Origin of the sequence: Streptomyces sp. NPDC003023, assembly GCF_042888225.1 — a bacterium.
Classification (GTDB): Bacteria; Actinomycetota; Actinomycetes; order Streptomycetales; family Streptomycetaceae; genus Streptomyces.
In genome coordinates this window covers 1,700,862-1,725,173 of sequence record NZ_JBIAPL010000001.1, presented here as the reverse complement: position 1 = coordinate 1,725,173, position 24,312 = coordinate 1,700,862, and the positions used below count along the sequence as shown (strand labels likewise).

The 24,312-nt window shown below is 67.4% G+C and carries 16 protein-coding genes; 6 read left to right on the top strand and 10 right to left on the bottom strand.

The window, feature by feature from the left end; genetic code table 11:
- Positions 1 to 25 precede the first annotated feature (25 nt).
- The 4 genes from ACFYV1_RS07195 to ACFYV1_RS07180 all read right to left on the bottom strand — a co-directional run bounded on the left by ACFYV1_RS07195 (position 26) and on the right by ACFYV1_RS07180 (position 5,992).
- Entirely contained in the window at positions 26 to 1,024 is a 999-nt protein-coding gene (locus ACFYV1_RS07195; protein ID WP_389394351.1) for a TolB family protein, read from the bottom strand.
- Complete coding sequence (locus ACFYV1_RS07190; RefSeq protein WP_389394350.1) at positions 1,021 to 2,295, bottom strand: MFS transporter; 1,275 nt, start codon at positions 2,293 to 2,295, stop codon at positions 1,021 to 1,023. Before ACFYV1_RS07190 ends, ACFYV1_RS07195 begins: the two co-directional genes overlap by 4 nt.
- 87 nt (positions 2,296 to 2,382) lie before the next feature.
- Positions 2,383 to 4,095, bottom strand: a complete 1,713-nt coding sequence (locus ACFYV1_RS07185) for an alkaline phosphatase family protein (protein ID WP_389394349.1) — start codon at positions 4,093 to 4,095, stop codon at positions 2,383 to 2,385.
- A 145-nt stretch (positions 4,096 to 4,240) separates the two neighbouring features.
- The gene (locus ACFYV1_RS07180) at positions 4,241 to 5,992 is read right to left on the bottom strand and encodes a S8 family serine peptidase (RefSeq protein ID WP_389394348.1); all 1,752 of its coding nucleotides are present in this window, start codon (positions 5,990 to 5,992) and stop codon (positions 4,241 to 4,243) included.
- A 461-nt stretch (positions 5,993 to 6,453) separates the two neighbouring features.
- Between ACFYV1_RS07180 and ACFYV1_RS07175 the strand changes: the two genes are divergently transcribed.
- From ACFYV1_RS07175 to ACFYV1_RS07165, 3 genes are all read left to right on the top strand, one after another.
- Positions 6,454 to 8,796, top strand: a complete 2,343-nt coding sequence (locus ACFYV1_RS07175) for a nitrate- and nitrite sensing domain-containing protein (protein ID WP_389394347.1) — start codon at positions 6,454 to 6,456, stop codon at positions 8,794 to 8,796.
- Positions 8,793 to 9,221 carry a roadblock/LC7 domain-containing protein gene (locus ACFYV1_RS07170; RefSeq protein WP_389394346.1) on the top strand — a complete coding sequence of 143 codons (429 nt, stop codon included), beginning with the start codon at positions 8,793 to 8,795 and terminating at the stop codon, positions 9,219 to 9,221. The genes ACFYV1_RS07175 and ACFYV1_RS07170 overlap by 4 nt, the downstream gene beginning before the upstream one ends.
- A 602-nt stretch (positions 9,222 to 9,823) precedes the next feature.
- Positions 9,824 to 11,548 (top strand): S8 family serine peptidase, encoded by a 1,725-nt coding sequence (locus ACFYV1_RS07165; RefSeq protein WP_389394345.1) that lies wholly within the window; start codon positions 9,824 to 9,826, stop codon positions 11,546 to 11,548.
- A 128-nt stretch (positions 11,549 to 11,676) separates the two neighbouring features.
- On the opposite strand, the gene ACFYV1_RS07160 is transcribed toward ACFYV1_RS07165, so the two are convergent.
- The 4 genes from ACFYV1_RS07160 to ACFYV1_RS07145 all read right to left on the bottom strand — a co-directional run bounded on the left by ACFYV1_RS07160 (position 11,677) and on the right by ACFYV1_RS07145 (position 17,010).
- Positions 11,677 to 13,029 (bottom strand): M18 family aminopeptidase, encoded by a 1,353-nt coding sequence (locus tag ACFYV1_RS07160; RefSeq protein WP_389394344.1) that lies wholly within the window; start codon positions 13,027 to 13,029, stop codon positions 11,677 to 11,679.
- Complete coding sequence (locus ACFYV1_RS07155) at positions 13,026 to 14,474, bottom strand: aspartate ammonia-lyase (protein ID WP_389394343.1); 1,449 nt, start codon at positions 14,472 to 14,474, stop codon at positions 13,026 to 13,028. Before ACFYV1_RS07155 ends, ACFYV1_RS07160 begins: the two co-directional genes overlap by 4 nt.
- Before the next feature lie 710 nt (positions 14,475 to 15,184).
- The gene (locus ACFYV1_RS07150) at positions 15,185 to 15,883 is read right to left on the bottom strand and encodes a response regulator (protein WP_389394342.1); all 699 of its coding nucleotides are present in this window, start codon (positions 15,881 to 15,883) and stop codon (positions 15,185 to 15,187) included.
- Positions 15,880 to 17,010, bottom strand: coding sequence for a sensor histidine kinase (locus ACFYV1_RS07145; protein ID WP_389394341.1), 1,131 nt, complete (start codon positions 17,008 to 17,010; stop codon positions 15,880 to 15,882). Before ACFYV1_RS07145 ends, ACFYV1_RS07150 begins: the two co-directional genes overlap by 4 nt.
- 274 nt (positions 17,011 to 17,284) lie before the next feature.
- Between ACFYV1_RS07145 and ACFYV1_RS07140 the strand changes: the two genes are divergently transcribed.
- Together ACFYV1_RS07140 and ACFYV1_RS07135 are read left to right on the top strand one after the other, a co-directional pair.
- Positions 17,285 to 17,656 (top strand): hypothetical protein, encoded by a 372-nt coding sequence (locus ACFYV1_RS07140; RefSeq protein ID WP_389394340.1) that lies wholly within the window; start codon positions 17,285 to 17,287, stop codon positions 17,654 to 17,656.
- Positions 17,657 to 17,716: 60 nt separating this feature from the next.
- The gene (locus ACFYV1_RS07135) at positions 17,717 to 18,700 is read left to right on the top strand and encodes a helix-turn-helix domain-containing protein (protein ID WP_389394339.1); all 984 of its coding nucleotides are present in this window, start codon (positions 17,717 to 17,719) and stop codon (positions 18,698 to 18,700) included.
- A 21-nt stretch (positions 18,701 to 18,721) separates the two neighbouring features.
- Here the strand turns inward: ACFYV1_RS07135 and ACFYV1_RS07130 are convergent, their stop codons facing one another.
- A complete protein-coding gene (locus tag ACFYV1_RS07130) occupies positions 18,722 to 19,753 on the bottom strand; it encodes a hypothetical protein (protein WP_389394338.1) in 1,032 nt (343 codons plus the stop codon).
- Between the two features lie 141 nt (positions 19,754 to 19,894).
- A complete protein-coding gene (locus ACFYV1_RS07125; RefSeq protein ID WP_389394337.1) occupies positions 19,895 to 22,969 on the bottom strand; it encodes a S8 family serine peptidase in 3,075 nt (1,024 codons plus the stop codon).
- Between the two features lie 377 nt (positions 22,970 to 23,346).
- On the opposite strand from ACFYV1_RS07125, the gene ACFYV1_RS07120 reads away from it, so the two are divergent.
- Positions 23,347 to 24,306: a hypothetical protein gene (locus tag ACFYV1_RS07120; protein WP_389394336.1), complete on the top strand. Its 960-nt coding sequence runs from the start codon at positions 23,347 to 23,349 to the stop codon at positions 24,304 to 24,306.
- The last annotated feature ends 6 nt before the right edge of the window (positions 24,307 to 24,312 follow it).

The window sequence follows — 24,312 nt, the reverse complement described above, 5'->3', positions numbered from 1 at the left end:
CCGTGATGTGCGTGCGGGTAGGCGTTCAGCCGCTCAGAGACGCAGGTGATTCCGCGTCGCGGATCAGGACGTGGGGACGACCGGTTCCGTCTGCGGGAACGTGCCAGACGTCGGACCGTCCACGGCTGCGCGGCAGACCGTAGGCGATGCTGTCGTTGTCGATCCACGCCGGCTGGTCGTCAACGCTGCGTGTTTCGGCCAGCGGAGTGGTCCGTCCCGAGGCCAGATCCAGCACTGTCAACCGCCACCCCTGCTCGGGGTCGCCCTTGACGGCTGACTTGTAGGCGATGCGCTTGCCGTCAGGCGAGAGTGAGGGGCATTCCACGTTCTTGCGCAGGGTACGAAGGGTCTTGCCGACGATGTCTCCCTGGACCAGGTAGCGCTGCCCGCCGGTGGACATGGTCGCGTAGAAGTGCTGGTCGTCGGGGGTGAAGGTGATGCCCCAGAAGTTGCGGTCGGCGGCCTTGTTGCGTTTCCCGTCGACGAAGGCGGGCCATTCCTCGAGGTTGCCGACGAGCTCTTCGGTCACGGTGTCGAGGAAGCCCGCGCGTGTGGAGAAGCGACCGCCGTTGTAGGAGTCTCCGGTGACGAAGACGGTCCAGGCGACGTGGCGGCCGCTGGGGGAGACACGGGCGCGGTTCGGGACGCCGACGAGAGGGATCGTTGTCCGCTCTGTCAGCTTGCGGTCCAGCACTACGAGTTCGTACGTGGTCAGTTCGCTCGCGTCCAGGCGCAGGCACAGTCCGGTGCCTCCTGCGGTGTAGAGGCGATTGCACGTCTTGGGTGACACCACGCGTTGGGCACCTGGGTCGGACGTGGGTACGGTGGCGAGTCTGCCGTTGCTTCCCGGGGCCGTGCTGCGGAACGCCAGTCGGGGGCCGGGAGTCAAGGACACTGTCCCCGCCGCCTGCGGACCGGCTTCCTGTTGCGTGCGCTGTTCCGCGGACTTGACGGCGAGGGCCGCGGCGCCGATCAGCGCGGTGACGGATGCCAGCAGGATGAGAATGCGTGCGGAACGTTTCACCGGGCGGACTCCTCGGTTCTCGGTGCGGTACGCAGGAGCAGCACGGCAGTGGCTCCGGCGGAAAGGACAACGGCGCCGGTGGCGAGCCAGAGTGCCGTGGCGGTGGTCCCGTACTGCCAGGCCACGCCGAACCCGACAGAGGAAACGACGTATGCGAGAGCCTGACCCGTCTGGACCAGCGCCAGTCCGGTGGCCCTGAGCGGCTGCGGCAGGACCGGCCCTGCGAGTGCCATGAGGACACCGTCGGTCGCGGCGTAGAACATCCCGTACAGGGCAAGAGTGAGCACGGCCGCGGCTGTGCCCGCCCAGTTGGACAGGAGGAGCAGGTACACCAGAGCCAGAGCAGCGTAGCCGCCGAGGAACACAGGAGTGCGGCCCCAGCGGTCGGCGACGACGCCGAGCGGGCCCGCCAGCAGCAGAAAGGCGAGGTTGGTCGCGATGGCACACATCGGGAACCACGCTGTGCCGAAGCCTTGGTTGCGCATCAGGAGCAGATAGACGAAGCCGTCTCCGACAGTGACCAGGCCGAGCAGGCATGCCGCGGTCAGGACCCGGCGCACCGCACCTTCCTTCAGAAGGCCCACGGACCGCCGAACGGACACAGCTTCCTTGGTCGACGCGGACCCAGGGTGGTCCCGTACGAACAGGGCCAGGACCATCACGCCGGTGACGGCGACGCAGAAGCTGACCATGAACAATGCGTCGAACGCTTCGGGGGTGGCGGCGCCGATCACCCCCAGCACCGCGAGCGCGACGAGAGGGCCGGCGAAGGCGCCTGCACTGTCCATCGCACGGTGCACCCCGAACGCACGCCCGAGAGCGTGTTCCGGGGTGGACAAGGTGATCAGCGCGTCCCTGGGGGCGGAACGCAGCCCCTTGCCCGTGCGGTCTGCGACGAGCACGGCGCCGATGGCTCCGGCTGAGCTGCCGGCTGCCAGCATGCCCAGTTTGGCTGCCGCCGATATGCCGTAGCCGGCGCCGGCCACTGCCTTGTGGCGGCCGGCGCGGTCGGCCACGTAGCCGCCGACCATCCTCAGCACAGCACTCGCACCGGTGTAGAGGCCGTCCATCACACCGTAAGCGGCGGGAGTCATTTGAAGCGTGATGACGAAGTACAGGGGAAGCACGGCGGTGACCATCTCGGCGGAGACGTCCGTCAGCAGGCTCACCATGCCCAGGGCGAAGACGTTGCCTCCGACTGCGGCGGCGCCGGCCCGTTTGCTTTTCGCTTGTGAGATCTCGCGTCGTAGGCCGAGGGTGGACAAGTACATGTGCTCTCCTGCCTGCCGTTCGGAGCGCGGCGGCCCGGCGGCTGCCGGAGCACGGTGGTGACCCGGCAGCCGCTGTGGTGCGTTGGGTCAGTTCGTGGTGATGGTGAGGTCGTCGATCTGGGCTTCGAAGAGGCTGGCCGTGCCGGCGTCGACCGCTTCGACGTACACGCGGACGGTTTTGCCGGCGAAGGCCGAGAGGTCGACGGTCGCGGTGCGCCAGGCTCCGGCCACCTCGCTCGCAGCACCTGTCTTTTCGAAGACAGTGGTCGGCGTCGTGCCGTCGAGGACGCGCACGCGCAGGTAGTCGTCGGGGCCGGAGTTGTCACCGTGCGCGACGTTGTACGACACCTTCAGGGACAGCGCACCACTCGACGGCAGCGCGACCAGAGGGGAGAAGGCCGTGGTCCTACCGCCGTCGAGGTCGTTCGCGCCGTACCCGGAGCCTGCGGCGGCCCCGGTGGACAGGGCTCGGATGCCGGAGACAGTGGTGCCCAGTTGCTTGACCTGATCACTGTAGGTGGACAGCGTCTGCTCCGGATCACCGACTTCCCAGACCCCCGTCGTCGCCGTGTCCGTGCCCGCAGCATCGATCTGCCAGCCGCGATCCGACTCGAAGTCGTCCGAGAACACCACCGAACCCCCGGTGGCACTGACGGACCAGGTGAACGTGGCGGAGTCGGTCTTTCCGGCCGAGTCCTTCAGATCGACGGTCACGGTGAAGGTTCCGGGGGCGGTCGGCGTTCCGGAGATGAGGCCGGTCGCTGTGTCGATGGAGAGGCCGGGGGGAAGGCCGGTGGCCGACCAGGAGTACGGCGCGGTGCCGCCCGATGCGGACAGTTGCAGGGAGTCCGCGGTGCCGACCGTGCTGCTCTGGTTGGCGGGGTCGGTGATGGCCGGCAGGGTCGGATCGGTCGGTGTCGTCCAGACGTCGGTAATGGGGCTCTTGTTGGCGGCGTTGCCCAGCGGGGCGAGGCCGTACATGTCCTCCAGTGTCCGCAGGATCGTGTAGTGGTCCACGGGCGTGGTGGACTGGTAGCCGGCCTTGACATGCTGGCCGGTGAAGGTGGTGAAGATCTGGTTGACCGAGGAACCGGAATCCTCGTCGAATGTCTGGATGAGCAGGCTGTTGTGGGTCTTGGCCCACTCCGCGTATCCGCCGAGCTTGTTCTTCATCCAGTTGTCGCCCGTCCCGATCGAGCAGTCGTGCATGTCGCTGCACATGTCCGGGGTCACGAAGGAGACCGTCGGCAGCTTCGAGTAGTCGGTCGGGAACTGCGAGAACGGCACGTGGTACGTGGAGTTGCTGACCGTCGGGAAGCTGGCGGCCGGCGCGTGCTTGCGGTAGTACCGGCCGCTCGAGCAACCGCGGTAGCCGGCGCTGGGCAGTCCCTCCGAGTACGAGCGATAGCTGATGCCCTTGTCGACGAGCTGCTGGCCGAGATTGGGGCCGGTTACGTCCTTGCAGGTGTTGTTCGTGATGCCCTGCGTTGCGCCGGAGAACAGGCGGATGTAGTTGGGCTGGCTGGGGTGGGTCAGACCATACGACTTGGTGAACAGCGTGCCTTCAGCGGCCAGCTTGTTCAGGTAGGGGGCATTGGAGCTGCCCTTGATCGAGGAGTAGTTCTTGTTCTCGAAGAGCACGATGACCACGTGGTCGTACTTCGGTATGGCTGCCGTCGCCGAGACGGACTGCGTGGACGCAGCCTCTGGCGCGGGGCTCGGGGAGCTGCCGGTCGGCAGGACGGCGAGTGCCGCGAGTGCTGCGGCGGTTGCCGTGATGGCGATGCGCGATGGTCGCACCGTGTTGCCTCCTTCAGGGTCAGGCCGAACCTGATGGCTCGGTCTGCGGGGGGTCGCACTCCGCACCGGGCAGGAGCGAAGTGGTTGAGGGAGCGGCGATGGGGTGCCGCAGGGGGAAGCGTGGTCGCAATCGACTGTGGTCGGGTCAGTTCGTGGTGATGGTGAGGTCGTCGATCTGGGCTTCGAAGAGGCTGGCCGTGCCGGCGTCGACCGCTTCGACGTACACGCGGACGGTTTTGCCGGCGAAGGCCGAGAGGTCGACGGTCGCGGTGCGCCAGGCTCCGGCCACCTCGCTCGCAGCACCTGTCTTTTCGAAGACAGTGGTCGGCGTCGTGCCGTCGAGGACGCGCACGCGCAGGTAGTCGTCGGGGCCGGAGTTGTCACCGTGCGCGACGTTGTACGACACCTTCAGGGACAGCGCACCACTCGACGGCAGCGCGACCAGAGGGGAGAAGGCCGTGGTCCTACCGCCGTCGAGGTCGTTCGCGCCGTACCCGGAGCCTGCGGCGGCCCCGGTGGACAGGGCTCGGATGCCGGAGACAGTGGTGCCCAGTTGCTTGACCTGATCACTGTAGGTGGACAGCGTCTGCTCCGGATCACCGACTTCCCAGACCCCCGTCGTCGCCGTGTCCGTGCCCGCAGCATCGATCTGCCAGCCGCGATCCGACTCGAAGTCGTCCGAGAACACCACCGAACCCCCGCTGGGCGGCGGTGAGTTGCCGTCGATGAACAGGTTGCGGTTGGGGCTGCCGCTGCCGGCGTCGGCTATCACGTCGGGGGTCGCCGCGCCGGTCAGTGCGGCATGCACCTCGGCGGGGGCTGCCGCCGGATGGGCGGAGAGGTAGAGCGCTGCGGCGCCGGCGACGTGCGGGGACGCCATGGAGGTGCCGCTGATCGTGTTGGTCGCGGTGTCGCTGGTCTTCCACGCGGACTTGATGCTCGCGCCAGGTGCGAACAGATCCGTGCACCGTCCGTAGTTGGAGCTGGAGGAGCGGGCATCGCGGCTGGTGGCATTGTTGACGACCAGCACCTCGGAGATGCGTCCCGGGGAGTTCTTGCACGCATCGGTGCCGTCGTTCCCGGAGGAGGCCACATAGGTGATGCCGCCGGCGATCGAGTTCCGGATCGCTGCGTCTTCGGTACTGCTCGCGGGGCCGTTGATGCTCATATTGACGACCGCGGGTTTGACGGCGTGTGCAGTGATCCAGTCCACGCCGGCGAGGATCTGGGACTTCGAGCCAGTGCCGTTGCAGTCGAGGACGCGCACGGAGACGAGCTTGACCTCCTTGGCGATGCCGTAGTCCTTGCCACCCAGAGTTCCGGCCACGTGGGTGCCGTGCCCCTTGCAGTCCTGCCCGTTGTAGCCGTCGCCGACGGCGTCGAAGCCGACGGAGGCGCGCCCACCGAACTGGCTGTGCGAGGTCCGTATGCCGCCGTCGAGGACGTAGGCGGTGACGTTGCCGGCGGTTCCCGGATAGCTGTAGCTGCTGTTGAGCGGAAGACTGCGCTGATCCACACGGTCCAGTCCCCACGAGGGCGGATTCGGCTGCGAACCGGACTCCCTGATCACGCTGTCCTGTTCCACCCGAGCCACCCGAGGATCCGCTGCGACGCGCTCCGCTTCCGCAGGACTCATCCGCGCCGCATAGCCGCGCAGCGCGCTGCTGTAGACGTGGCGGACGCTCCCCCCGTGCATCTGAGTCAACTCGGCAACGTGCACCCTCGCCGCATGGTGCGAGAGCTGCTGGTCTTTGAGGACGACGACGTAGCCGGCCGGCACAGGCGCGTCCGAGAGAACGACTCGGCTGAAGCCGGGCCTGTTCTCCGGGGGTTGCGCGCCTGCGGTCGTCGCGGACAGCGCCATCAGAGCGCCTGTCGCAATCGTGGCTGCGGCCAAGGGATGAACGCTTTTTAACACCTGGACTCCAAGAGAAGCGGACCACACCGAACGGAAGACTGCTCTCCATGGATGTACTCGGGTGACGCAACGTCGTGTGGCAATGGAAAGCCAGTGGCGCACATGTGCATACGAGCTACGACTTCACAACGGACGTCGTGCCGACATGGCATCGCGAAGTCCGTCAGGTCATGGCGCGGGCTCGAGGCCGTCGGCATCGGGTGGCTTGACAGCGGCTTTCGCGCAGGCGTAGATATCCCTGCCAACGATCACCGGGACGTTCCTGTCCCACTCGGCTTCGCAGCACAGAGGCTGCGCGCAGCGACACACGCCGAGGCGGCTCACCCGGACGTCGATATCCACGGGTGGATGTCCGTCACGTGGTCACCCTTGCCATTGCGCCCCCGGGTCATGCCGGGAGCTCTCTATCCGTCCCCTGAACCACGCCAGAGGCCGAGGACATGCGTATCCGCAACAAGCCCATCCGGGTTCAGATCACTGCACTTCTCCTGGTCCCACTCACGTCGCTGGTCGGCCTCGGAGTATTCACTGCTCTCACCGTCACCGTCGAAGCCCGCGAGATGGTGCTGGGCACCAGGCTTCGTCAGCAATTCGGCCGGTCTGCCGACGGATTCCTTCTGGCCCTTCAGAATGAGCGCAGCGCCGCCATGGCATCTCTGGCCTCGGGGGGCTCCGGCGCCGTAGTGCAACAGGTTCAGACGGCGGCCACGGACGAGCTCGCGGACGCTGTAGTGCGCAGCCAGGCCCACCAGGGGGCTTCCCTGACCTCCGAGTGCCAGACCAAGCTTTCCGAACTGGTCGCGCTCATCGAGCAACTGCCTGCCGTCCGAGAACAGGTTCGGGTCAAGGTCCCCGCTCACCAAGTGATGGAGAGTTACAACACGCTCGTCACTGCGACGATCCAGTTCCGGTTCAGTCTCACGGCGGACACCTTCGCAACCCACTCACATCGCGTGTCCGTGCTCGATGATCTCACCCTCATACGGGAATTCATCTCCCAGGAGGAGGCAGCGCTCGCCGCTTCGCAGGAGAACAAGCCGCTCAGCGAACCGCTGTTCCGCCTGCTCGACGGTTCGGTCGAGGTGCATCGCACGCTGTACCACCTCACCGCCCCCGAGTTGCGGGGACAGGACCGGGCTGCGTATGCCAGGGTCGAGCAGAGTGGGTCCTGGAAGGACCTCGACCGCTTCGAGGCCTCCTTCCTCCGGGACGATCACGAGGAAACCCGCCTGGTCGTCAGGCCCGCATTGTGGCGCAGCAGCGCACAAACCGTGCTGCGCGACATGGCGTTGATCGAGAGCGGCATCAACCAGGACATCGCCGAGGAGAGCAGGGAGCAGGCGTTCGCCGTCATTCGGGAGCAGGCCGTGATCGGCGGGCTCGCCCTGGTGGCCGTGCTGACCTCCGTGGCCCTCTCCGTTCGGACCGGCCGATCGCTTGTGCGGCAGCTGCTGACCCTACGTGATACCGCGCAAGACCTTGCCCACAGCCGGCTTCCGCGCACCATCGGCCAGTTGCGCCGGGGGGAACCGGTCGACGGGGAGGCAGCCGCAGCACCGCTCGCGGTCCACTCCAACGAGATCGGCCAAGTGTGCAGGGCCTTCAACGTGGTGCAGCGAGCCGCGATCGACGCGGCCATGGAGCAGTCCGCGCTGCGCCGTTCAAGGGACGCCGTGTTCGTCAACCTTGCTCGCCGCACCCAATCGCTGGTACATCAACAGCACGCTGCGTTGGACATGATGCAGCGGCAGGCCGCAGACCCGGACGAGCTGACGAACCTCTTCCGGCTGGACCATCTCACCACGCGGATGCGGCGCCACGCCGACGGCCTCATCGTACTTTCCGGCGGTTCCTCGACGATCGGCCGGCACGAGGCGGTCTCGGTCCTCGACCTTGTACGCGGGGCTGCGGGCGAGGTCGAGGACTACACCCGGATCAGCCTCTGTCCCAGCCCGATGGTCGACATCATCGGCCCGGCCGTCGCGGATATGACGCATCTGATCGCCGAACTGCTGGAGAATGCGACACGCTTCTCTGCACCAGACACCTCGGTCACGGTCAGCGGCGATTTGGTTTCCCAGGGATACGTGCTGGACATCGTCGACCGCGGACTGGGCATGGGCGCCGAGGCAATGGCCCGGGCGAACCGGAATCTCACCTCCGAGGACGAATTCGAGCATGCGGATGCCGAGCGTCTGGGGCTGTTCGTGGTCAACAGGCTCGCCCGCCGGCACGGTGCCGACGTAGCTCTGCGGCACTCGGCCTACGGGGGCACCAGCGCGGTGATCCTCCTGCCGCACAGCCTTTTGATTTTCGACGGCGACCACTCAGATCTCGAACGCCCGCCCGGTCCAACCGTCCCGACGGCCTCCCCCTCGCAGACCGCCGTCCCCAGCCGTGGCGACCTGCGGCAGAGTCGAGACGGCCGGGCGGAACAGGACACCGAGCTCGGGAGCTACCCGGCACAAGAGTCACATCCCGACTCTGCCCACGGGGCCGACCCGATCAACACACACCGGCCACAGCCGCGTTCCGGTGCACGCGCGGACCTGCCACGGCGTGTCCCCCAGGCGAACCCTTCCAGGCGGCAGTCCGTCGGGAGTGGTCACGGGGCCCGAGACCCAGGGCTGGAGAACCACCGCGTTCCTTCACCGCGAGAGGACTCGCCGGAGCGGGCCCGGGACACCTTCACGGCCTTCCATCGCGGGACCCCCCTTGAGACGCCCGGCTCTACACCCAACACACCGCATACGCACACAACCGACGAGGGAGACACCTTGTGAACGCGACACCAGTGACCCACTCCGCCCTGAACTGGCTGCTGGACGAAATCGTCGACCGCGTTCCCCGGATCAGGCACACCGTACTGCTCTCGAGCGACGGCCTGGCCACGGCTGTCTCCGGGTCGCTCGGCCGGGAAGACGCAGAGCATCTGGCAGCTGTGGCAAGCGGGATCCACAGCCTGGCCAAGGGCGCCGGGCTGCAATTCCATTCCGGCAGGGTGCGGCAGTCCATGGTGGAATTCGACGAAACCTTCCTCTTCATCACCGCCGCGGGCGAGGGCAGCTGCCTGGCGGTGCTCAGCGACGCCACCGCGGATCCCGGCCAGATCGCTTTCGAGATGGCCCTCCTGGTCAAGAGGGTGGGCGAGCACATGGGGACTGCGGCCAGGAGACCGACGCCTGGGCCGGAGAGCGACACCGCCTGATCCCGTGCCGGACCGGGGCATCCCTCCAAAGACGCCCACATCGTAGCGAGTCCGGCATTGGAGCAGGGAAGCCGCGGAAGTGGTGTTGGTGGCCCATTCGCGCCACTGGCAAACGGATGCCACTCCCATGAGGAATCAGCGAGTACACCAAACGGGACCGCCGAGTTCCGGCGGTTCCCTCCCCCTAGGAGCAGTTGTGTACACCGGCATCCCATGACGGCTCACTGTTCGGCTCCCACTTATCGAGATCGCTGCCCGGGCCCCGCGGGCCGACGGCACACTCGTCGGGCCGGACCGAACATCTACCAGCGGGTGCAGGTCACCGACGGCACGTCCACCACCATCAAGTTCGAACCGAACGGCACCGCGGAATTCCGGGTCGCCAGGGCATGGAGAGCGGCAACCGCTGATCTGTCCCCCTGTACGGGCAAACCGTCCGTGTGCTCTTCGAAACCGCCGATCAAAGCGCCGGCAGCATTGTCGAATCGCAGATCGACGACTTCACCCTCACCAGCAGTTGACGGCGCCTCTCCCCCGGGCACCGACTTCCCTCATCCCTCCGGACCACGAAATCACGAGATCACGAAGAGGAAGAACCAAGTATGAAAAGACAGTTGCTCGCCGCTGCGGTGGTCGGCCTGACCATCGCGACAGCAGCGGGTTTCGCCCCCGCATCCCCGTACACCCCCACGGCCGCGCTGCGCCTGGCTCCCGCCGAGGCCGAGCCCGTGCCGGACACCTATATCGTCCGACTCAAAGACGGCCAGGACGCCAAGGGCATCGCCCGGGCCCTGCAAGTACGCACGCAGCACACCTGGGGCGCCGGCATTGACGGTTTCGTGGCCCGGCTCTCCTCCGGCCAGTTGCACGCCGTCCGGCAGCACCCTTCCGTCGCCTACGTGCAACAGGACTCGGTGCTGACCGGTGACCCCCTGGACTCGACCCAGACCTCTCCCTCCTCCTGGGGCCTGGACCGCATCGACCAGCGCGCACTCCCACTGTCGGGTACGTACACCTACAACTCCACCGCCCCCGCGGTGCACGCCTACGTCATCGACACCGGGTTGGATCCGAGGCATCCCGACTTCGGCGGTCGCGCCACACAGGACTACGACTCCACCGGTGAGAACGGGAAGCTCTGCAAGGACCACGGCACCCACGTCGCGGGCACGCTCGGTTCCCAGACCTACGGCGTCGCGAAGCAGGTGCGGTTGCACGGCGTCAAGGCCCTGGCCTGCGGCGACCAGACCATGTCGATGTTCATCGACGGCGTCGAGTGGGTTACCGCACATGCTCAGAAGCCGGCCGTCGCCAACATGTCGTGGAACGCCAGCGGCAAGTACGACCAAACCCTCAATGACGCGGTGGAGGCCCTGTCCGCCTCCGGTGTCTTCGTCGCCGCCTCCTCTGGAAACACCGGCGATGACTCCTGCGACATTTCGCCCCGCGCGGCTGACGGCATCAGCGTCGTCGCCAACGCGACCAACACGGACACCCGGTCATCAACCTCGAGCACCGGTTCCTGCGTTGACGTCTATGCTCCCGGCACCGGCATCATCTCCACGATCTTCAACGGCTCCACAGGCACCAAGTCCGGCACCTCCATGGCCACGCCCCATGTCGCGGGAGTCGCTGCCCTGTACAAGGCCGTCAATGGCGACGTCCCCTCCGAAACGCTCAACCGGTGGATCACCGACAACGCCACCCCCGGCATCGTCGAGGGCGGCTCCGAGGGCGGAACGGCCAACCGCATGCTGTACGTGAGCCCGGTGTTCGGACAGACACTCCCGATCTTCTCCGACGACTTCGAAACCGACCGGGGCTGGCAAACGAACCCCGCCGGCTCCGACACCGCCACGACCGGCCGCTGGGAGCGCGGCAACCCGGAGCCCACCCAAACAACATCCGGACCGCTTCAGCTGGGCACCACCACGAGTGGCTCCAACGACCTGGTGACCGGCCGGCTCGCCGGAGCAGGCAACGGAACTTACGACGTTGACGGCGGAACCACATCGATACGATCCCCGCTCATCGCGCTGCCCTCCACCGGCGGCACCATCCGGTTGTCCTTCTCCTACACCTTCGCCAACGGTTCCGACTCCTCGTCCTACGACTACCTGACGGTGAAGGTCATCGGCTCGAACACCACCACCGTGCTGACCCAACGCGGGGTTTCCTCGGAGGTCGTCAACGGCGAATGGAAGACGGCGACTGCGGACCTCAGTGCCTTCGCCGGGCAGACCGTCCGTCTGCAGTTCGAGGCAGCGGACAAATCCACAGGAAGCATCGTCGAAGCCGCTGTGGACGACGTCATCGTCCACCAGTGACCCCATGCGCCGCCCTCCGGGGCGGCGCATGCCGGGCTTCTGGCCCCGGAACAGCAACTGTGACACCTCCCCGCCGTGTTAGGCCCTCGGTGGCGGAACGCCGGGATGCCCCTCTGAACGGCGTTGATCTACTTTTGATCGAGCGTTTTCCTGAACTGCCAACTCCCCGACGAGTGCAGGAAGACCGACATCACATTGGCCAGAAGATAGGGGTCTTCGGCCCCGCACAGTTCGCGGGCCGAGTGCATGGAGAGGATCGCCACTCCGATGTCGACGGTTTTGATGCCGTGTCTGGCAGCCGTGATGGGGCCGATGGTGCTGCCGCAGCGCACTGCGTTGTGGCTGACGAACGGTTGCCACGGCACATCGGCCCGCTCACAGGCGTCGACGAATACGGCGCGTCCGCTGCCATCCGTGGCATAGCGCTGGTTGGCGTTGACCTTCAGCAGTGGTCCGCCGTTCGGTCTGGGGTGGTGGCCGGGCTCGTGATACTCCGGGTAGTTGGGGTGGACGGCGTGGCCGGTGTCGGACGACAGGCAGAAGGTGCCCGCGAAGGCACGGGCCCTTTCCTCGTGGCCACCGCCTCGGACGAATACCGAACGTTCCAGTACGTTGCCGAGCAACGGTCCATCAGCGCCGACGTCGGACCGGCTGCCGATCTCCTCGTGGTCGAAGGCGGCGAGCACGGGGATGTGCGGGATCCCCGGCTGTGCGCAGACGGCTGCCAGCGCGGCCGTGCCGGCGTGCACGGAGATCAGGTTGTCCATCCTGGGGCCGGCCAGCAGCTCACGGTCTCGGCCGAGGTAGGCCGGGGCTTCGACACTGTGTGCCATCAGGTCCCAGCCCCAGATGTCGTGCGCCGACACGGCTACCTGGTCGGCTACGAAACGGAGCAGGTCTCCCTTGGAGGTGTCGCCGAGCCCCCAGACCGGGACCATGTGCCGCTGCTGGTCGAGCTTGAGTCCGTCGGTGTTGACGCTTCGGTCGAGGTGCACGGCAAGCTGCGGGACACGCAGCAGCGGCCGGTCGACGCACACGAGCCGGTGTGAGCCGTCGCGCAGGACGAGCTGTCCGCTGATGCCGAGGTCCCGGTCGAGCCAGGTGTTGAGGAGGGTCCCGCCGTAGATCTCCACGGCAACCTGCCGCCAGCCGTGGCCCCCCGTATCCGGGACCGGCTTGACCCTCAAATTCGGGGAGTCCGTATGAGCCCCGATGATGCGGAACGGTGTGGAGGGCTCGGCTTCCTCCGGTACGTACCAGGCGACGAGCGAGCCACCTCGCAGCACGTACTGTCCGCCGGTGCCGGCGCTGCCTGCCCCATGGTCCGCCGTCCAGTCGGCGGTCTCCTCGACCCGACGGAAGCCGGCCTTCTCCAAGCGCTGGGCAGCGTTCGCTGCCGCATGGTAGGGCGACGGCGATGCCGCGATGAAGCTGATGAGATCGTCGGTGTGGGCGCGGTTGAACGGGGCGGGAGTGCTCATGCCTGACCCTCGGCTTCCTCCGCCGACCACGCCGGATCACCTGGGCGAGGGCAGCCGGTCAGCGCTTCCGGCCGGACGATTCCGGCGATCTCGGCCCTGGTCAACAGACCTTGCTCCACAACGATCTCGGCCACGGGACGGTGTGTGGCCATCGCCTGCTGGGCCGCCTCGACGGCATGCGCGTGCCCGATGTATGGGGTGAGTGCGGTGACAATGCCGAGTGAACGCTCGACACCCGCGCGAAGACGTTCCTCGTGGGCTGTGATGCCGGTGATGCAGCGCTCAGCCAGGACCAGGCAACCGGCCCGCAGCTGCGCGAGGCTCTGGAACAGGCTGTAGGCAATGACCGGTTCGAAGGGATTGAGCTGGAGCTGACCGGCCTGGGCAGCCAGGGTGACGGTGAGATCGTTGCCGATGACACCGAAGGCGATCTGGTTGACCACCTCAGGTATCACCGGGTTGACCTTGGCCGGCATGATGCTGGAGCCCGCCTGCACAGGAGGGAGAGTGATCTCGGCCAGGCCCGTATACGGCCCTGAGGACAGCAACCGCAGATCGTTGCATGTTTTGGAGAGCTTGACGGCGATCCGTTTGAGGACTCCCGAGAGTTGGACGAAGGCACCGACGTCTTGGGTGGCCTCAATGAGGTCGAAGGCGAGTACGAGCGGAATACCGGTGATGGCCGCCAAGTGCCCGCACGCGAGCGGCGCGTAACCGGGATGGGCGTTGATTCCGGTGCCGATGGCTGTACCGCCCAGATTGATTTCGCAGATCAGGCCGCAAGCCTCGAGGAGGCGCTGTTCGTCCTCCCGGAGCATGACGGCATAGGTCGCGAACTCCTGGCCGAGCGTCATGGGGACCGCGTCCTGGAGCTGCGTGCGGCCCAGCTTGATGACGCCGCTGAATTCGTGTGCCTTGGCCTCGAAGGCCAGGCGCAGGTGGACCATGGCTCCCTCGAGCCTGCGCGCGGCCAGGTACAGGGCCACCTTCACAGCGGTGGGATAGGCGTCGTTGGTGCTCTGGCCGGCGTTCACATGGTCAAGGGGATGGAGATGCTGGTACTCGCCACGCCGGTGGCCGAGGTGCTCCAGTGCGCGGTTGGCGATCACCTCGTTGGCGTTCATGTTCGTCGATGTTCCGGCCCCGCCTTGGATGACGTCCACGACGAACTGCTCGTGCAGTTTTCCGCACCGGATCTCCTCACATGCTGCGATGATCGCATCCGCCCTGACTTCGTCGATCACCCCCAGATTCCGGTTGGCCGTCGCGGCGGCCTGCTTGACGCACGCCAGCGCTGTGATCAGGTCGGCGTGGGCCGAGATGGGGGTCCCCGTGATGGGGAAGTTCTCCATCGCCCGAAGCGTGTGGACGCCGTAGTACGCCGTTGAGGGCACCTTTCTCTCGCCCAGGAGATCGTGTTCGCTTCGGAAGGTGCTGTCCGTCATCGGCTGGTACTCCTCTGTGTCCGGCCCCGAGGATCGGGGTGCGTCGGGGCATGCGGCGGCCGACTCCTTGCTGTCGACGGATTCGGCGTGGGAACGCGCACGCATGGTGATTTCCGACAACCGACCGGCGGCGCCCTGCCGGGCCGCGTCGCCGCATCGGGAACTCTGCTATCCGGTCCACAGGCCGGCAAGATCTTCGTGGGCGCGGGACTTCTACAGGACACCGCGAACTGTCAACGGGGGGCGCCGCCTACTCCTGGGGTTTCCCTGCGGCGACAACCTGCCAGGGTGCTCCGCCTGCAGCCACTGGCCGACCGGTAGGCGGCCCGCCGTGGCCATGGCGCAGCCATGCCACCAATGACGTGCGGGGCCGGGCATCATTCCCTGTCATCGGTTCAGGACAGAGCTGGACGGGATTGCTCCCGGTCGACCCAGCGGCCGTGAGAAGCGGAATGGCAATGCGCCGACCCAGCGGTTGTCGCTTCGTGCGCTGGCCGGCTTCGCGCGAGCGCGGCACTCCCCATTGCCGCCTCCGGGATGAGTTCTGCGCCGATGCCCGCGGCCCCGAGTTCCACAGAGCAAGGGGCCGTGGGCGAAGCCCCTCGGCGTAGCCGGGAGCCGGCTCTGGTGTCGAAGTGCCATTGCGCCCCGCGGCTTCCCGGGGGCGTGGCGCCGCCGCAGCTTCGGAGGGCTGGGACATCTCAGCGAAGTCACCCCCCGTCGTTCGACTCACCGCCGGGCCGACGGCCGGGGACGAGGAGCCCGCTTTCATACGCGATCACGACCAGCTGGGCACGGTCACGGGCGGCGAGCTTGGTGAGGATCCGGCTCACGTGCGTCTTGACGGTCAGTGGCGAAAGGAACAGCGAGGCGGCGACTTCGTCGTTCGACAGGCCGCTCCCCACTAGACCCAGCACCTCCTGTTCGCGATCGGTCAGGGCATCGAGCTTCGGGGCGTCCGGCTTCGAACCGGTCCGGCCGTGCTGGGTGAAATCCTCGATCAGGTGCCGGGTGCGCCGTGGCAGCAGCAGGCTGTCCCCGACGGCCGCCGTCCTGATCGCCGCGAGCAACTCGGAAGGCGCAGTGTCTTTCATCAGGAAGCCGCTTGCGCCCGCCCGCAGGGCGGAGAAGACATGCGCATCTTGGCCGAAGGTCGTCAGAATCACCACTTTCACCTGGGCCAGTTCCTCGTCTGCGCAGATCGTCTCGGTGGCAGCGATGCCGTCCAGCACGGGCATCTCGATGTCCATGAGGACAACGTGCGGGCGCTCGGCCTGGACAAGGGCCACGGCCTCGGCTCCGTTGCATGCCTCGGCCACGACCTCGAGGTCCGGCTCGGAGTCGATCAGCACTCTGAGGCCGCCCCGGATCAGAGCCTGGTCATCGGCCAGCAGCACGGTCACGGTCATGGTGCCTCCGTCGGAATGTGTGCCACGAGGCGGAACCCACGGGGCTGGAGGTGAGAGATTTCCAGGGTGCCGGCGATGGCCTCCACCCGTTCGCGCATGCCCCGCAGGCCGAAGCCGGACCCTCCCTGCCGTGTGCCGATGCCGGCTCCGTCGTCCTCAACCCTCACCCGCACCGATCCCGGCAGGAACGCGACCTCGACCTGGACCCGGGTCCCAGGGCCCGCGTGCTTGACCGTGTTGGTCAACGCCTCCTGCACCAGTCGGAAGACAGTGGTACCGATCACCACGGGCACCTCTCTGACCTGGCCGTGCAGCGTGTACTCCGCAGCCAGGCCACTGGCACGAGCGCGATCCACCAAGGTTGGCACGTCATCGAGCTGTGGCGCCGGTCCTACCGGCGTACCGGCCTGATCGGCGGTACGCAGCAGCCCGAGAGTGGTGCGGATCTCCTCCATGGCTTCGCTGCTCGCACCGCGGATCAGCTCCAGTGCCTGTTGTGCCTTCACGGGCTGCGTGCCGATCACATGTGCCGCAACCCCGGACTGGATGTTGATGACGGCGATACTGTGCCCGACCGCGTCGTGCAGTTCCTGGGCGATCCGCAGCCGCTCCTCGCTGACCCGGCGCCGCGCCTCTGCTTCGCGGGACTCTTCTGCGCGCAAGGCACGCTCGTGGGAAGCGGCCCTCAACCGGCGGTGGTTCCCTTCGGCGAATCCGGCGGCTGCCGCGGTGATGAACCAGCCCAGCTCATTGACGCTGGCCAGGTCGAACGACTCGATGTTCCGCACGAGCTGCACTGTGAAAAACACGGCGACGGTGCTGATGCCGGTGGACACGACGACCAGCCGCAGGGGGCAGGACATCCCGACCTGGTAGAGGGCGACCAAGGTCATCAGAGCGATCGGGAAGGCGAAGCCTGTCAGAGCCATCGAGACCAGGGAGCAGGTCAGGGCCACCAGCAGGACCGGCAGCGGCCTGCGGGCGCGTTGGGTCAGTGCAGCGCACCCGATGACGGCGACGGCAGCCAGTTCCCAGGTCATCAAGTGGGTCTCGACGATCACCGGCAGGCCGATCGAGATCACGAACACCACCGCGGCGCCAAGCCACTGCCGTAGACGCGTGTACACAGTGCAACCTTACGACTGCGGGGCGGCGCCCGCGGGCAGGCCGGGGCCGTCCGGCCGAGGTGCTCCGCGCCCCCGAGCCGACACGGGGCCTGGGGATGTACATCCCCAGGAGTACAGCGCAATGGACGACCCTCTGGAGAGGGATCCAGGTGTCTTCCCACGCCGGACGCGGGGGTACGGCCGGGCGGACGAAGGTGAGTACAGGTGAACGCCTGCCGGTCGGAAACCGGTGATCAGGGCGGCCTCGCCGAAACCCATCAGGAGCCTGAACCACATGCTTCCCCACCCCGACTACGCCCAAGACGGCCCGCAGGACGAGGGCGCTCACGGGCTGTCGTCCGTGTTCCAGCCGGGCGCGGCCGACGCAAGTGCCACGGACGGCGCGAACCTGCTCTCTCCGCATGGCCGAGGCCTCGTGTCCAAGCTGACTGGAGGGCCCACTCAGGAACGCCGCTGGATCGTGACCATGGCCACCTGCAGCTGTGACGGCCGGCCGGGCCTCCACGCTTTCGTCGTTCGGGCTACGACCGCGCACGACGCCTACCACGCCGCCGTCGCGCTGGCCGGGACGGCGGCAGCCGTGGCGCACCGCCGCGGCGCCAGGCTGGATCCCACCTCGGCCGTGACCAGTCTCTGGCAGTCATGAACCATCCCGGACCGCACCCACCACGCTCACGATCGCTTTCTCGACCTGTCATGGATCACTGTGTCTGATCATCTTTCCGCCGAGCATCTGATGCTTCTTGGCCTGGCTGCCCCAGAGGCCCGTGTGTATCGCCATCTGCTGGAGCACGGGGCCCAGCGAACCGCCGACATCGCCACCGCCCTCGGCCGTGAAGGACGCGAGGTGAGGGCCGCTGTCCAGGCTCTGATCGACAAGGGCCTGGTCATCGCACGTGATGCGGCCGAGAGGGAGGTCAGGCTCGTCAGGCCTGACACGGCGCTGCACCGGCTGGTCCACGAAAGAGTGGCAGCCATTCGATGCTCGCAGGCCGCAGTGGCGAACTCCTATCTGGCGTCGCGTTGGACCGCGCATCCGGAGGTCGGCGAAGACCTGCTGGAGTACGCGACCGGTGAAGAGGCACTGGCGCGTCTGGCCCACGCGGAGCGGATGGTGCGCAGCGAAGTCTGTCGCTTCGAGCCCGCGCCCGGTCCGGGCGATCATCGGCCCGGGCCTGTGGAGCTCGGCAACCTGCGCAGGGGTGTCGCCTACCGCGTCGTGTACGCGAAGCGCGCCGTCGAGGACGAGGATCACTATCAGCGTGTCATCCGGCCGAGGATCGCCGAAGGCGAGGAGGCCCGGGTGCTTCCCGACCTGCCCACGCAGCTGACCGTCTTCGACGGGCTCACCGCGTTCGTCTCGCTCTGCGCGGACGGCGGGCCGGGTGACGCGGCCGTCCTGGTGGTCCACAGCTCAGGACTGCTGTGCGCGCTCGCCGGGCTGTTCGACCATGCGTGGCGGGCCGCGTACCCGATGCACGTCAGCGAGGCGAACCCGCCGCAGCTGCGTCCCGTGGAACGACAGGTCCTGGAACTGCTGAGCTGCGGGCTGTCCGACCAGCTCGTCGCGGAGCGGCTCGGCATCAGCCGCCGCACCTTCTCCCGGCACATGGAGCGGCTCAGCCACCGCGCCGGCGCGGCCACCCGATTCCAGCTGGCACTGTCCGCCACACGCAACGGCTGGCTGTGAATCCGGCTCCGGGCCGGGGATTCAGCAACGCAAAGAGCGCACCGCTCGGCCGGCGCTTGAGCCCCGCCATTTCCAGCCGATTCCATGGATGCCGGGCAGGCAGCGCGCGGGCAGCAGGAACACGCTGTGTGAGGTGTCCGGAACGATGGTGCTGCGCTGCTGCAGTTCCATGGCTCTTCCGGGCCGGTAGTACGTCTGGCAGCTCTCGGGGACGGCTTCGGGATGGAAGTAGACGTGCAGGAGATACTCCCGCAGGCGGGTCCTGGTGAACCGCTCGTGGAACGTGGACGGACGGCCGCAGTCACCGATCTCGACCTCGTAGTCGACGATCACGGTCTCGTTCGACCGCAGAGTGCGGCCGAACATGACGTCCGCTACTACGTAGTTGAGGTTCCGGTCGAACCGCATGGCGACGAGCGTCCCGCACCGGACGCGCACCTCGACGGATGCGGCGCCGGTGTCGACGCGATGCAGGAAGGTGTAGTGGTCCGCACCGTCGCGCACCGCTCGCAGCACCTGGGTTCCGCGGATCTGCCGGACGCAGCCGCGGGCGTCCAGGCGCACGACCTCTCTGCTGGTCAGCACGACGAGGTCCTCGTTGAAGTGCTCGAACGCGGCCCCCAGGGCCTTCTCTTGAACGGAGCCGATCCCGTACACGCGCTGGGAAGCGGCCAGGTCCTGGAGGCGGGAGGCCGACCTCCCGCGCAGGCGTCTGGGTGGCAGGCGGGACATCAGGCTGTCCGCCGGCAGGGCGAGCAGGGATTCCAGCGCTTCGACCGCGAGCAGCGACTGGGGGTGCTCGGGCCGTCTGCTGCCACGCTGCCAGTGGCTCAGGGTCGCGGTGCTGACGCTGATCCCGCGCTGCGCCAGATGATGGCGTACCCGTTCGAGGGGGAGGCCACGCCGGATCAGCGCCGAGCGCAGCTCCGCAGCGAACGCGGTTCTGCCCGATGCCTCATCGGCGCGGCCCGTGCCGATGACTTCCAAGTGCGCCGGTGCGCGGCCTGCAGAAGTTTGCTGTCTGTTCCTGTGAATCGGGTCGGGGGCGTTCATCGTGGATTCTCCGGTGAGTGGGGCCTTGACATTCCTTGACCCCGGAAACGTCATGCTGCGCGGTTGGTTGGCGCTCGCCTGCATGGCCGTCCACTCGGTTGGCAAGGGTCCGATGAGTGGCGGCGTACGCCAGGGTGGGTGCTACCTGGTGCTCACCACAGCCGTGATGGTGCCCAGCGCATTCGTGCCGTCGTCGCAGGACACGGTGCCGAGGTAGCGGGTGCCCGGGGCCAGCCCCTGCCAGCCGAGGGAGACCCGGACTGTGTCACCGGTTTTCACGGCGGCTGAGGCCGGGGTCGCGGTGGCGTTGCCCGTGGCCGAGCCGTCGAGGACGAACTTCTCGACGCGGACCGCTGCCGAACTGCCCGGTGCGGAGGCCAGGTCTACGTACAGAACGTACGCCGAGCCCGCCTTGGGTGAGCGGATCTGGACCCACCCCTCCGAGCTGCTGCCGCTGCTGCTCGCGGAGAGTGTGAGCGTCCCGTCCGAACCCTTGCGATAGAGGTAGAGGTTCACGTCTGTGGAGTCGGCGTAGTCCGCGGCGAACGTGGCGAAGCGGAATCGCTCCGTGCCGGCCGGAACCGTGAAGGAGTACGCGGCGGTGTGGTCGCTTGCCGTCGGCCTGTCACGGTCGAACGGCTGGCTACCGGCGGCGTTCAATTCAAAGGTCTGCGGGGCGGAGGCGGCGAGCCCGTTCACCACGGAGTTCAGTGTCCCGTTGTAGCCGACCTGCACCGGCACGTCGGTGCGGCCCTGCGTTCCGGTGCCGGCCGCGGTGGCGGGGACCTTCGCCGCGACGGCCTTGACCGCGATGGGACTGCGCACGCTGTGGTGGACGCTGGACCAGACGAGGGAGCCGAAGGCGTAGGTATCCAGAGGGGCGTCGGTACGGGTGAGGGTCACTCGGTAGGTGGCCGACTCGCCGCTGCGCAGGTCCAGGGTTCCGGGGCTGACGGTGGCGGTGAAGCCCTGGGGGGCCTGAACCGATGCACGGTAGACCGCCCTCTTGCCCACATTGGTGACGGTTCGCGTGACGGTCTGACTGCCGGGCAGGTCACCGACCGCGATGGACGGATAGTTCAGATCGCTGGGATCGGCCTCATCGATTCCGGCGCAGCCGTCGGAGCCGTCGGTGGTGGGCGGCTGCTGGCCGATGGCGCACACGTACCGCACCCACTGGTCGGCACCGGTGTCGTACACCAGTCCCGGGTCGAACGCCGACGCCGGGACGACGTGCCCCGAGCCGTAGTCGAACGGTGTGGCATCCCTGCCGTTGCGCTGGATCGGAGCTCCCGAGCTGTCCGTCTGCGCGGCCGTGGTCATGAGCGCGGACTTCACTGCTGCCGGAGACCACCGCGGGTGCTTGGCCCGCAGGAGCGCGACGACCCCCGCCAGGTGCGGGGCCGACATGGACGTGCCGGACAGCAGGTCGAAGTCGCGGCCGTAGTAACTGTCACGGGACACTCCGGCCAGCACGTCGACACCGGGACCGGTGATGTCCGGCTTCAGGAGGTCGCCGTCGCCGGCCGGCGCGGGGCCGTAGGAGGAGAACGCGCCCATGACCGGCGCGGTCTGGGTGTACTGCTGGCCCGCCCCCATACGCGCGGTCGGCGCCGCCCCGGACGCATACGCCCTGACCGCGGCGCCATCGGTGTCGGAGATGTGGATCGTCGGCACGAGGTGGTTGTCGGCGTTGAGGCTGCCGGTTTCGGCGTTGCGGAGCACCATGCCGATGCCCCCGGCTTCCTTGACCGCACGGGACTTCTCCACCCGGGATCCGGTGAGCCGCTTGCAGAGCACGATCCTGCCCTTGACCTTCACCGGATCGAGTGTGCCGGGGAAGCACAGGTCGAGCTCGGCCGGGTCGGCACCGGCACGTCCCGCGTCATTGGAGTCGACAAGCGGCGCGGAGGGCACGGCTTCGCCGCTGCCTGCTCCGGTGTAGGTTCCGCCGTCGCCAAGAGTGAGCGTAGCCCGCCAGGCACGGGGGTGCGTAGAGGCTGCGACGGTCATGGTCCAAGGCGCGTTGTGGGCGACGGAGGGGTTCGCGGAGCCACCGTTGTTGCCCGCCGAGGTGACCACGACGACGCCGGCCTTGGCAGCGTTGAAGAAGGCGGTCTCCACGGAGTTCGTCACTGAGGTCGTGGAACCGGATATGGAGTAGTTGATGACGTCCACACCATCCGCGACAGCCTGGTTGACGGCCGCCACCGCGTCGACGCTGGCGCAGCCACCGCCCGCCCGGACCACCCAGCATGTCTTGTAGACCGCGAGACGGGCTGCCGGGGCCATTCCCGACACCGTCCCCATCGGTCTGTCGTCCACGGTCGCGGTCACCCCATGGTCTCCGACGGCGGTGGAAGCGGTATGGGTGCCATGACCATCGAAGTCCCGGGGCGAGAGATACTCGGCGTCGACCGGGTTGACCCCCGCGTGGAAGTAACGGGCACCTATCACCTTGTTGTTGCAGGCGACCTGCGCCTCGATGCCCCGGTCACAGGTGCCGTTCCACTTCTTCGCGACCAGTGCCGCGTCGGGACGCGGTTCGGGCAGCGGGGCGAAGAGCCTGTGCTCCGGAACGAATCCTGAGTCAATCACACCGACGATCACGCCCTCGCCCGCGTGCTCCTCCCCCTTGAACTCCTTCTTCCAGACACCGTGCCTCCCGCTCAGCCCGAGGAAGTCGGGAGTGGTCGCCGTGTCCGCCTCGAGCAGGGTGTTCGGCTCCAAGGAGGCCACGCCCCTGGCCGCCGCGAGTTCGGTGGCCTGCCGAGCCGTCAGCTTCGCCGCGAAACCGTTGAAGGCCGTGTCGTATACATGCAGTGGCTTGATGTCCGGAACGTTCGCCAGGACGGCGGCTCGCTGCTTCGACAGATGCGCCCGATAGGCCCGGGAGGCAGCGGAGCGGGTGTCCAGCTTCGCGCCTTTGGACGGCGCGGTGGGATCGAGCCCCGCGGTCCCTCCCTCGTAGGAAGCCAGTGGCGCCTCAGCAAGCCGCACCAGGTACAGGCCGGCGGAGTACCGGGCGGCGCCGTCCACCTCCTCTGCTGCTGCGTCGTCCGCCGCAGACGCGACAGCGGAGGCGGGAGGCTCCGGTGTGTTCACGGGCCTGGCGTGGACCGGCGTCGTACCGGCCAGGAGCAGGGCCAGGGCGGCGAGAACTGCGGGCGGCGCCGCGCCCAGCCCGGTTCTCCACCTGCGATGTCCACGGGCCATGAGGAGCCTCCGAAGGATGGGTGTTCGTGCAGCGATGCGGAACGTGGCGCACAGCCTCGCTGTGAGCCATCCCAGGCCACAAGGGGTGCACGCGGCTGGAATATCCAGTGAGTTGGGAGATCCGCTGCGGCGATCCGAGAGTGCGGCCAGGCTGTGACAGTGGCGGCAACGCGCGACCGATATACCCGTCACCTCCGCATATGCCTGCTGCCCGGCGGTTGACTGCAGGCCGGGCGTCGGAGCATCATCCACTCCACCGACGCCTCGACACCTCGCGACGGCGCCAGCTCTTGGTCCGGAACATGGATCGGCCCGCGCTGTTCACCGCCCCGTCCGCGGACATGCGGAACGAAATCACGGCAGTCCGGGAGAACCTCATGATTCCCGCAGTCGAGAACACCAAAGCACGTACGTTGGCTGACCCGAAGTTGGCTGAAGCTCTGCGCAACGGCCCTTTCAGCGAGGCATTGCGGCTGGCCATCCGCTGCCGCGGTCTCACCCTTGACCGCATTCAGCACCGCCTGCGGCAGCGAGGTCTGATCATCAGCACAACGACCCTCAGTTACTGGCAGCGCGGGCACAACCAGCCCGAGAGGCCCGAGTCACTGCGAGCGGTGGCGGAACTGGAGGACGTCCTCGGTCTGCCCGGGGGGTCTCTGAGAGCTCTGATCGGCCCTCCTCGCCCTCGAGGGAGGTGGCTCCAGAACACCCCCGGTATGCTCGCTACCCACCAACTCTGGGACGCCTGGACGGAGCTGATCGACACCCTCTCCGGCATCGGAGCCTCACCTCAGGACTTCAGCACCTTTACCTCGGTCGCCACCCACAAGCGCACCGTTGTCGACGCCAACCGACACACGGCGAGCACAAGAAGGAACGTGACCGTGCGTGCCGAACGGGACGGCTTGCGGCGGATCGTGCTCATCTCCCGACAGCGCGACCTCCTCCGAGCCCCCGAGGTCACGAGCACCGTCTACTGCCGGCTGGGCCGCGCACGCTGTGACATCAATAGCGGATTCCAGGCCATCGAGTTGCTCCTCGAACATGAACTGGGCCTCGGCGAACACGCGACGATCCAGTTCGAAATCGTCTACCCGCCAGGAAACGCCAGTACGTTGTCTCGCCTGTTCGTGAGGAACCCCAGACGGCAGCTCACCCACGAAATCATCTTCTCTGCCGAAGCGCTGCCGATCAGCTGCGTCCACTCTTACCGGCCACAGCCGACTGCCCCCCTCACCGATGAGCGCGAGCTACAGCTCGGTTCCTCGCACCTCGCGCAGCACGTGGCAATCGACCCCCTCCCAGGCATCTACGGCATTCGATGGAGCTGGGACTAGCTTGAT

What these genes read in the sequence shown, in the direction of transcription:
- ACFYV1_RS07190 (WP_389394350.1), bottom strand. Translation starts at nt 2,295, where the DNA reads ATGTACTTGTCCACCCTCGGCCTACGACGCGAGATCTCACAAGCGAAA.
- ACFYV1_RS07175 (WP_389394347.1), top strand. Translation starts at nt 6,454, where the DNA reads ATGCGTATCCGCAACAAGCCCATCCGGGTTCAGATCACTGCACTTCTC.
- ACFYV1_RS07165 (WP_389394345.1), top strand. Translation starts at nt 9,824, where the DNA reads ATGAAAAGACAGTTGCTCGCCGCTGCGGTGGTCGGCCTGACCATCGCG.
- ACFYV1_RS07160 (WP_389394344.1), bottom strand. Translation starts at nt 13,029, where the DNA reads ATGAGCACTCCCGCCCCGTTCAACCGCGCCCACACCGACGATCTCATC.
- ACFYV1_RS07155 (WP_389394343.1), bottom strand. Translation starts at nt 14,474, where the DNA reads ATGACGGACAGCACCTTCCGAAGCGAACACGATCTCCTGGGCGAGAGA.
- ACFYV1_RS07150 (WP_389394342.1), bottom strand. Translation starts at nt 15,883, where the DNA reads ATGACCGTGACCGTGCTGCTGGCCGATGACCAGGCTCTGATCCGGGGC.
- ACFYV1_RS07140 (WP_389394340.1), top strand. Translation starts at nt 17,285, where the DNA reads ATGCTTCCCCACCCCGACTACGCCCAAGACGGCCCGCAGGACGAGGGC.
- ACFYV1_RS07130 (WP_389394338.1), bottom strand. Translation starts at nt 19,753, where the DNA reads ATGAACGCCCCCGACCCGATTCACAGGAACAGACAGCAAACTTCTGCA.
- ACFYV1_RS07125 (WP_389394337.1), bottom strand. Translation starts at nt 22,969, where the DNA reads ATGGCCCGTGGACATCGCAGGTGGAGAACCGGGCTGGGCGCGGCGCCG.
- ACFYV1_RS07120 (WP_389394336.1), top strand. Translation starts at nt 23,347, where the DNA reads ATGATTCCCGCAGTCGAGAACACCAAAGCACGTACGTTGGCTGACCCG.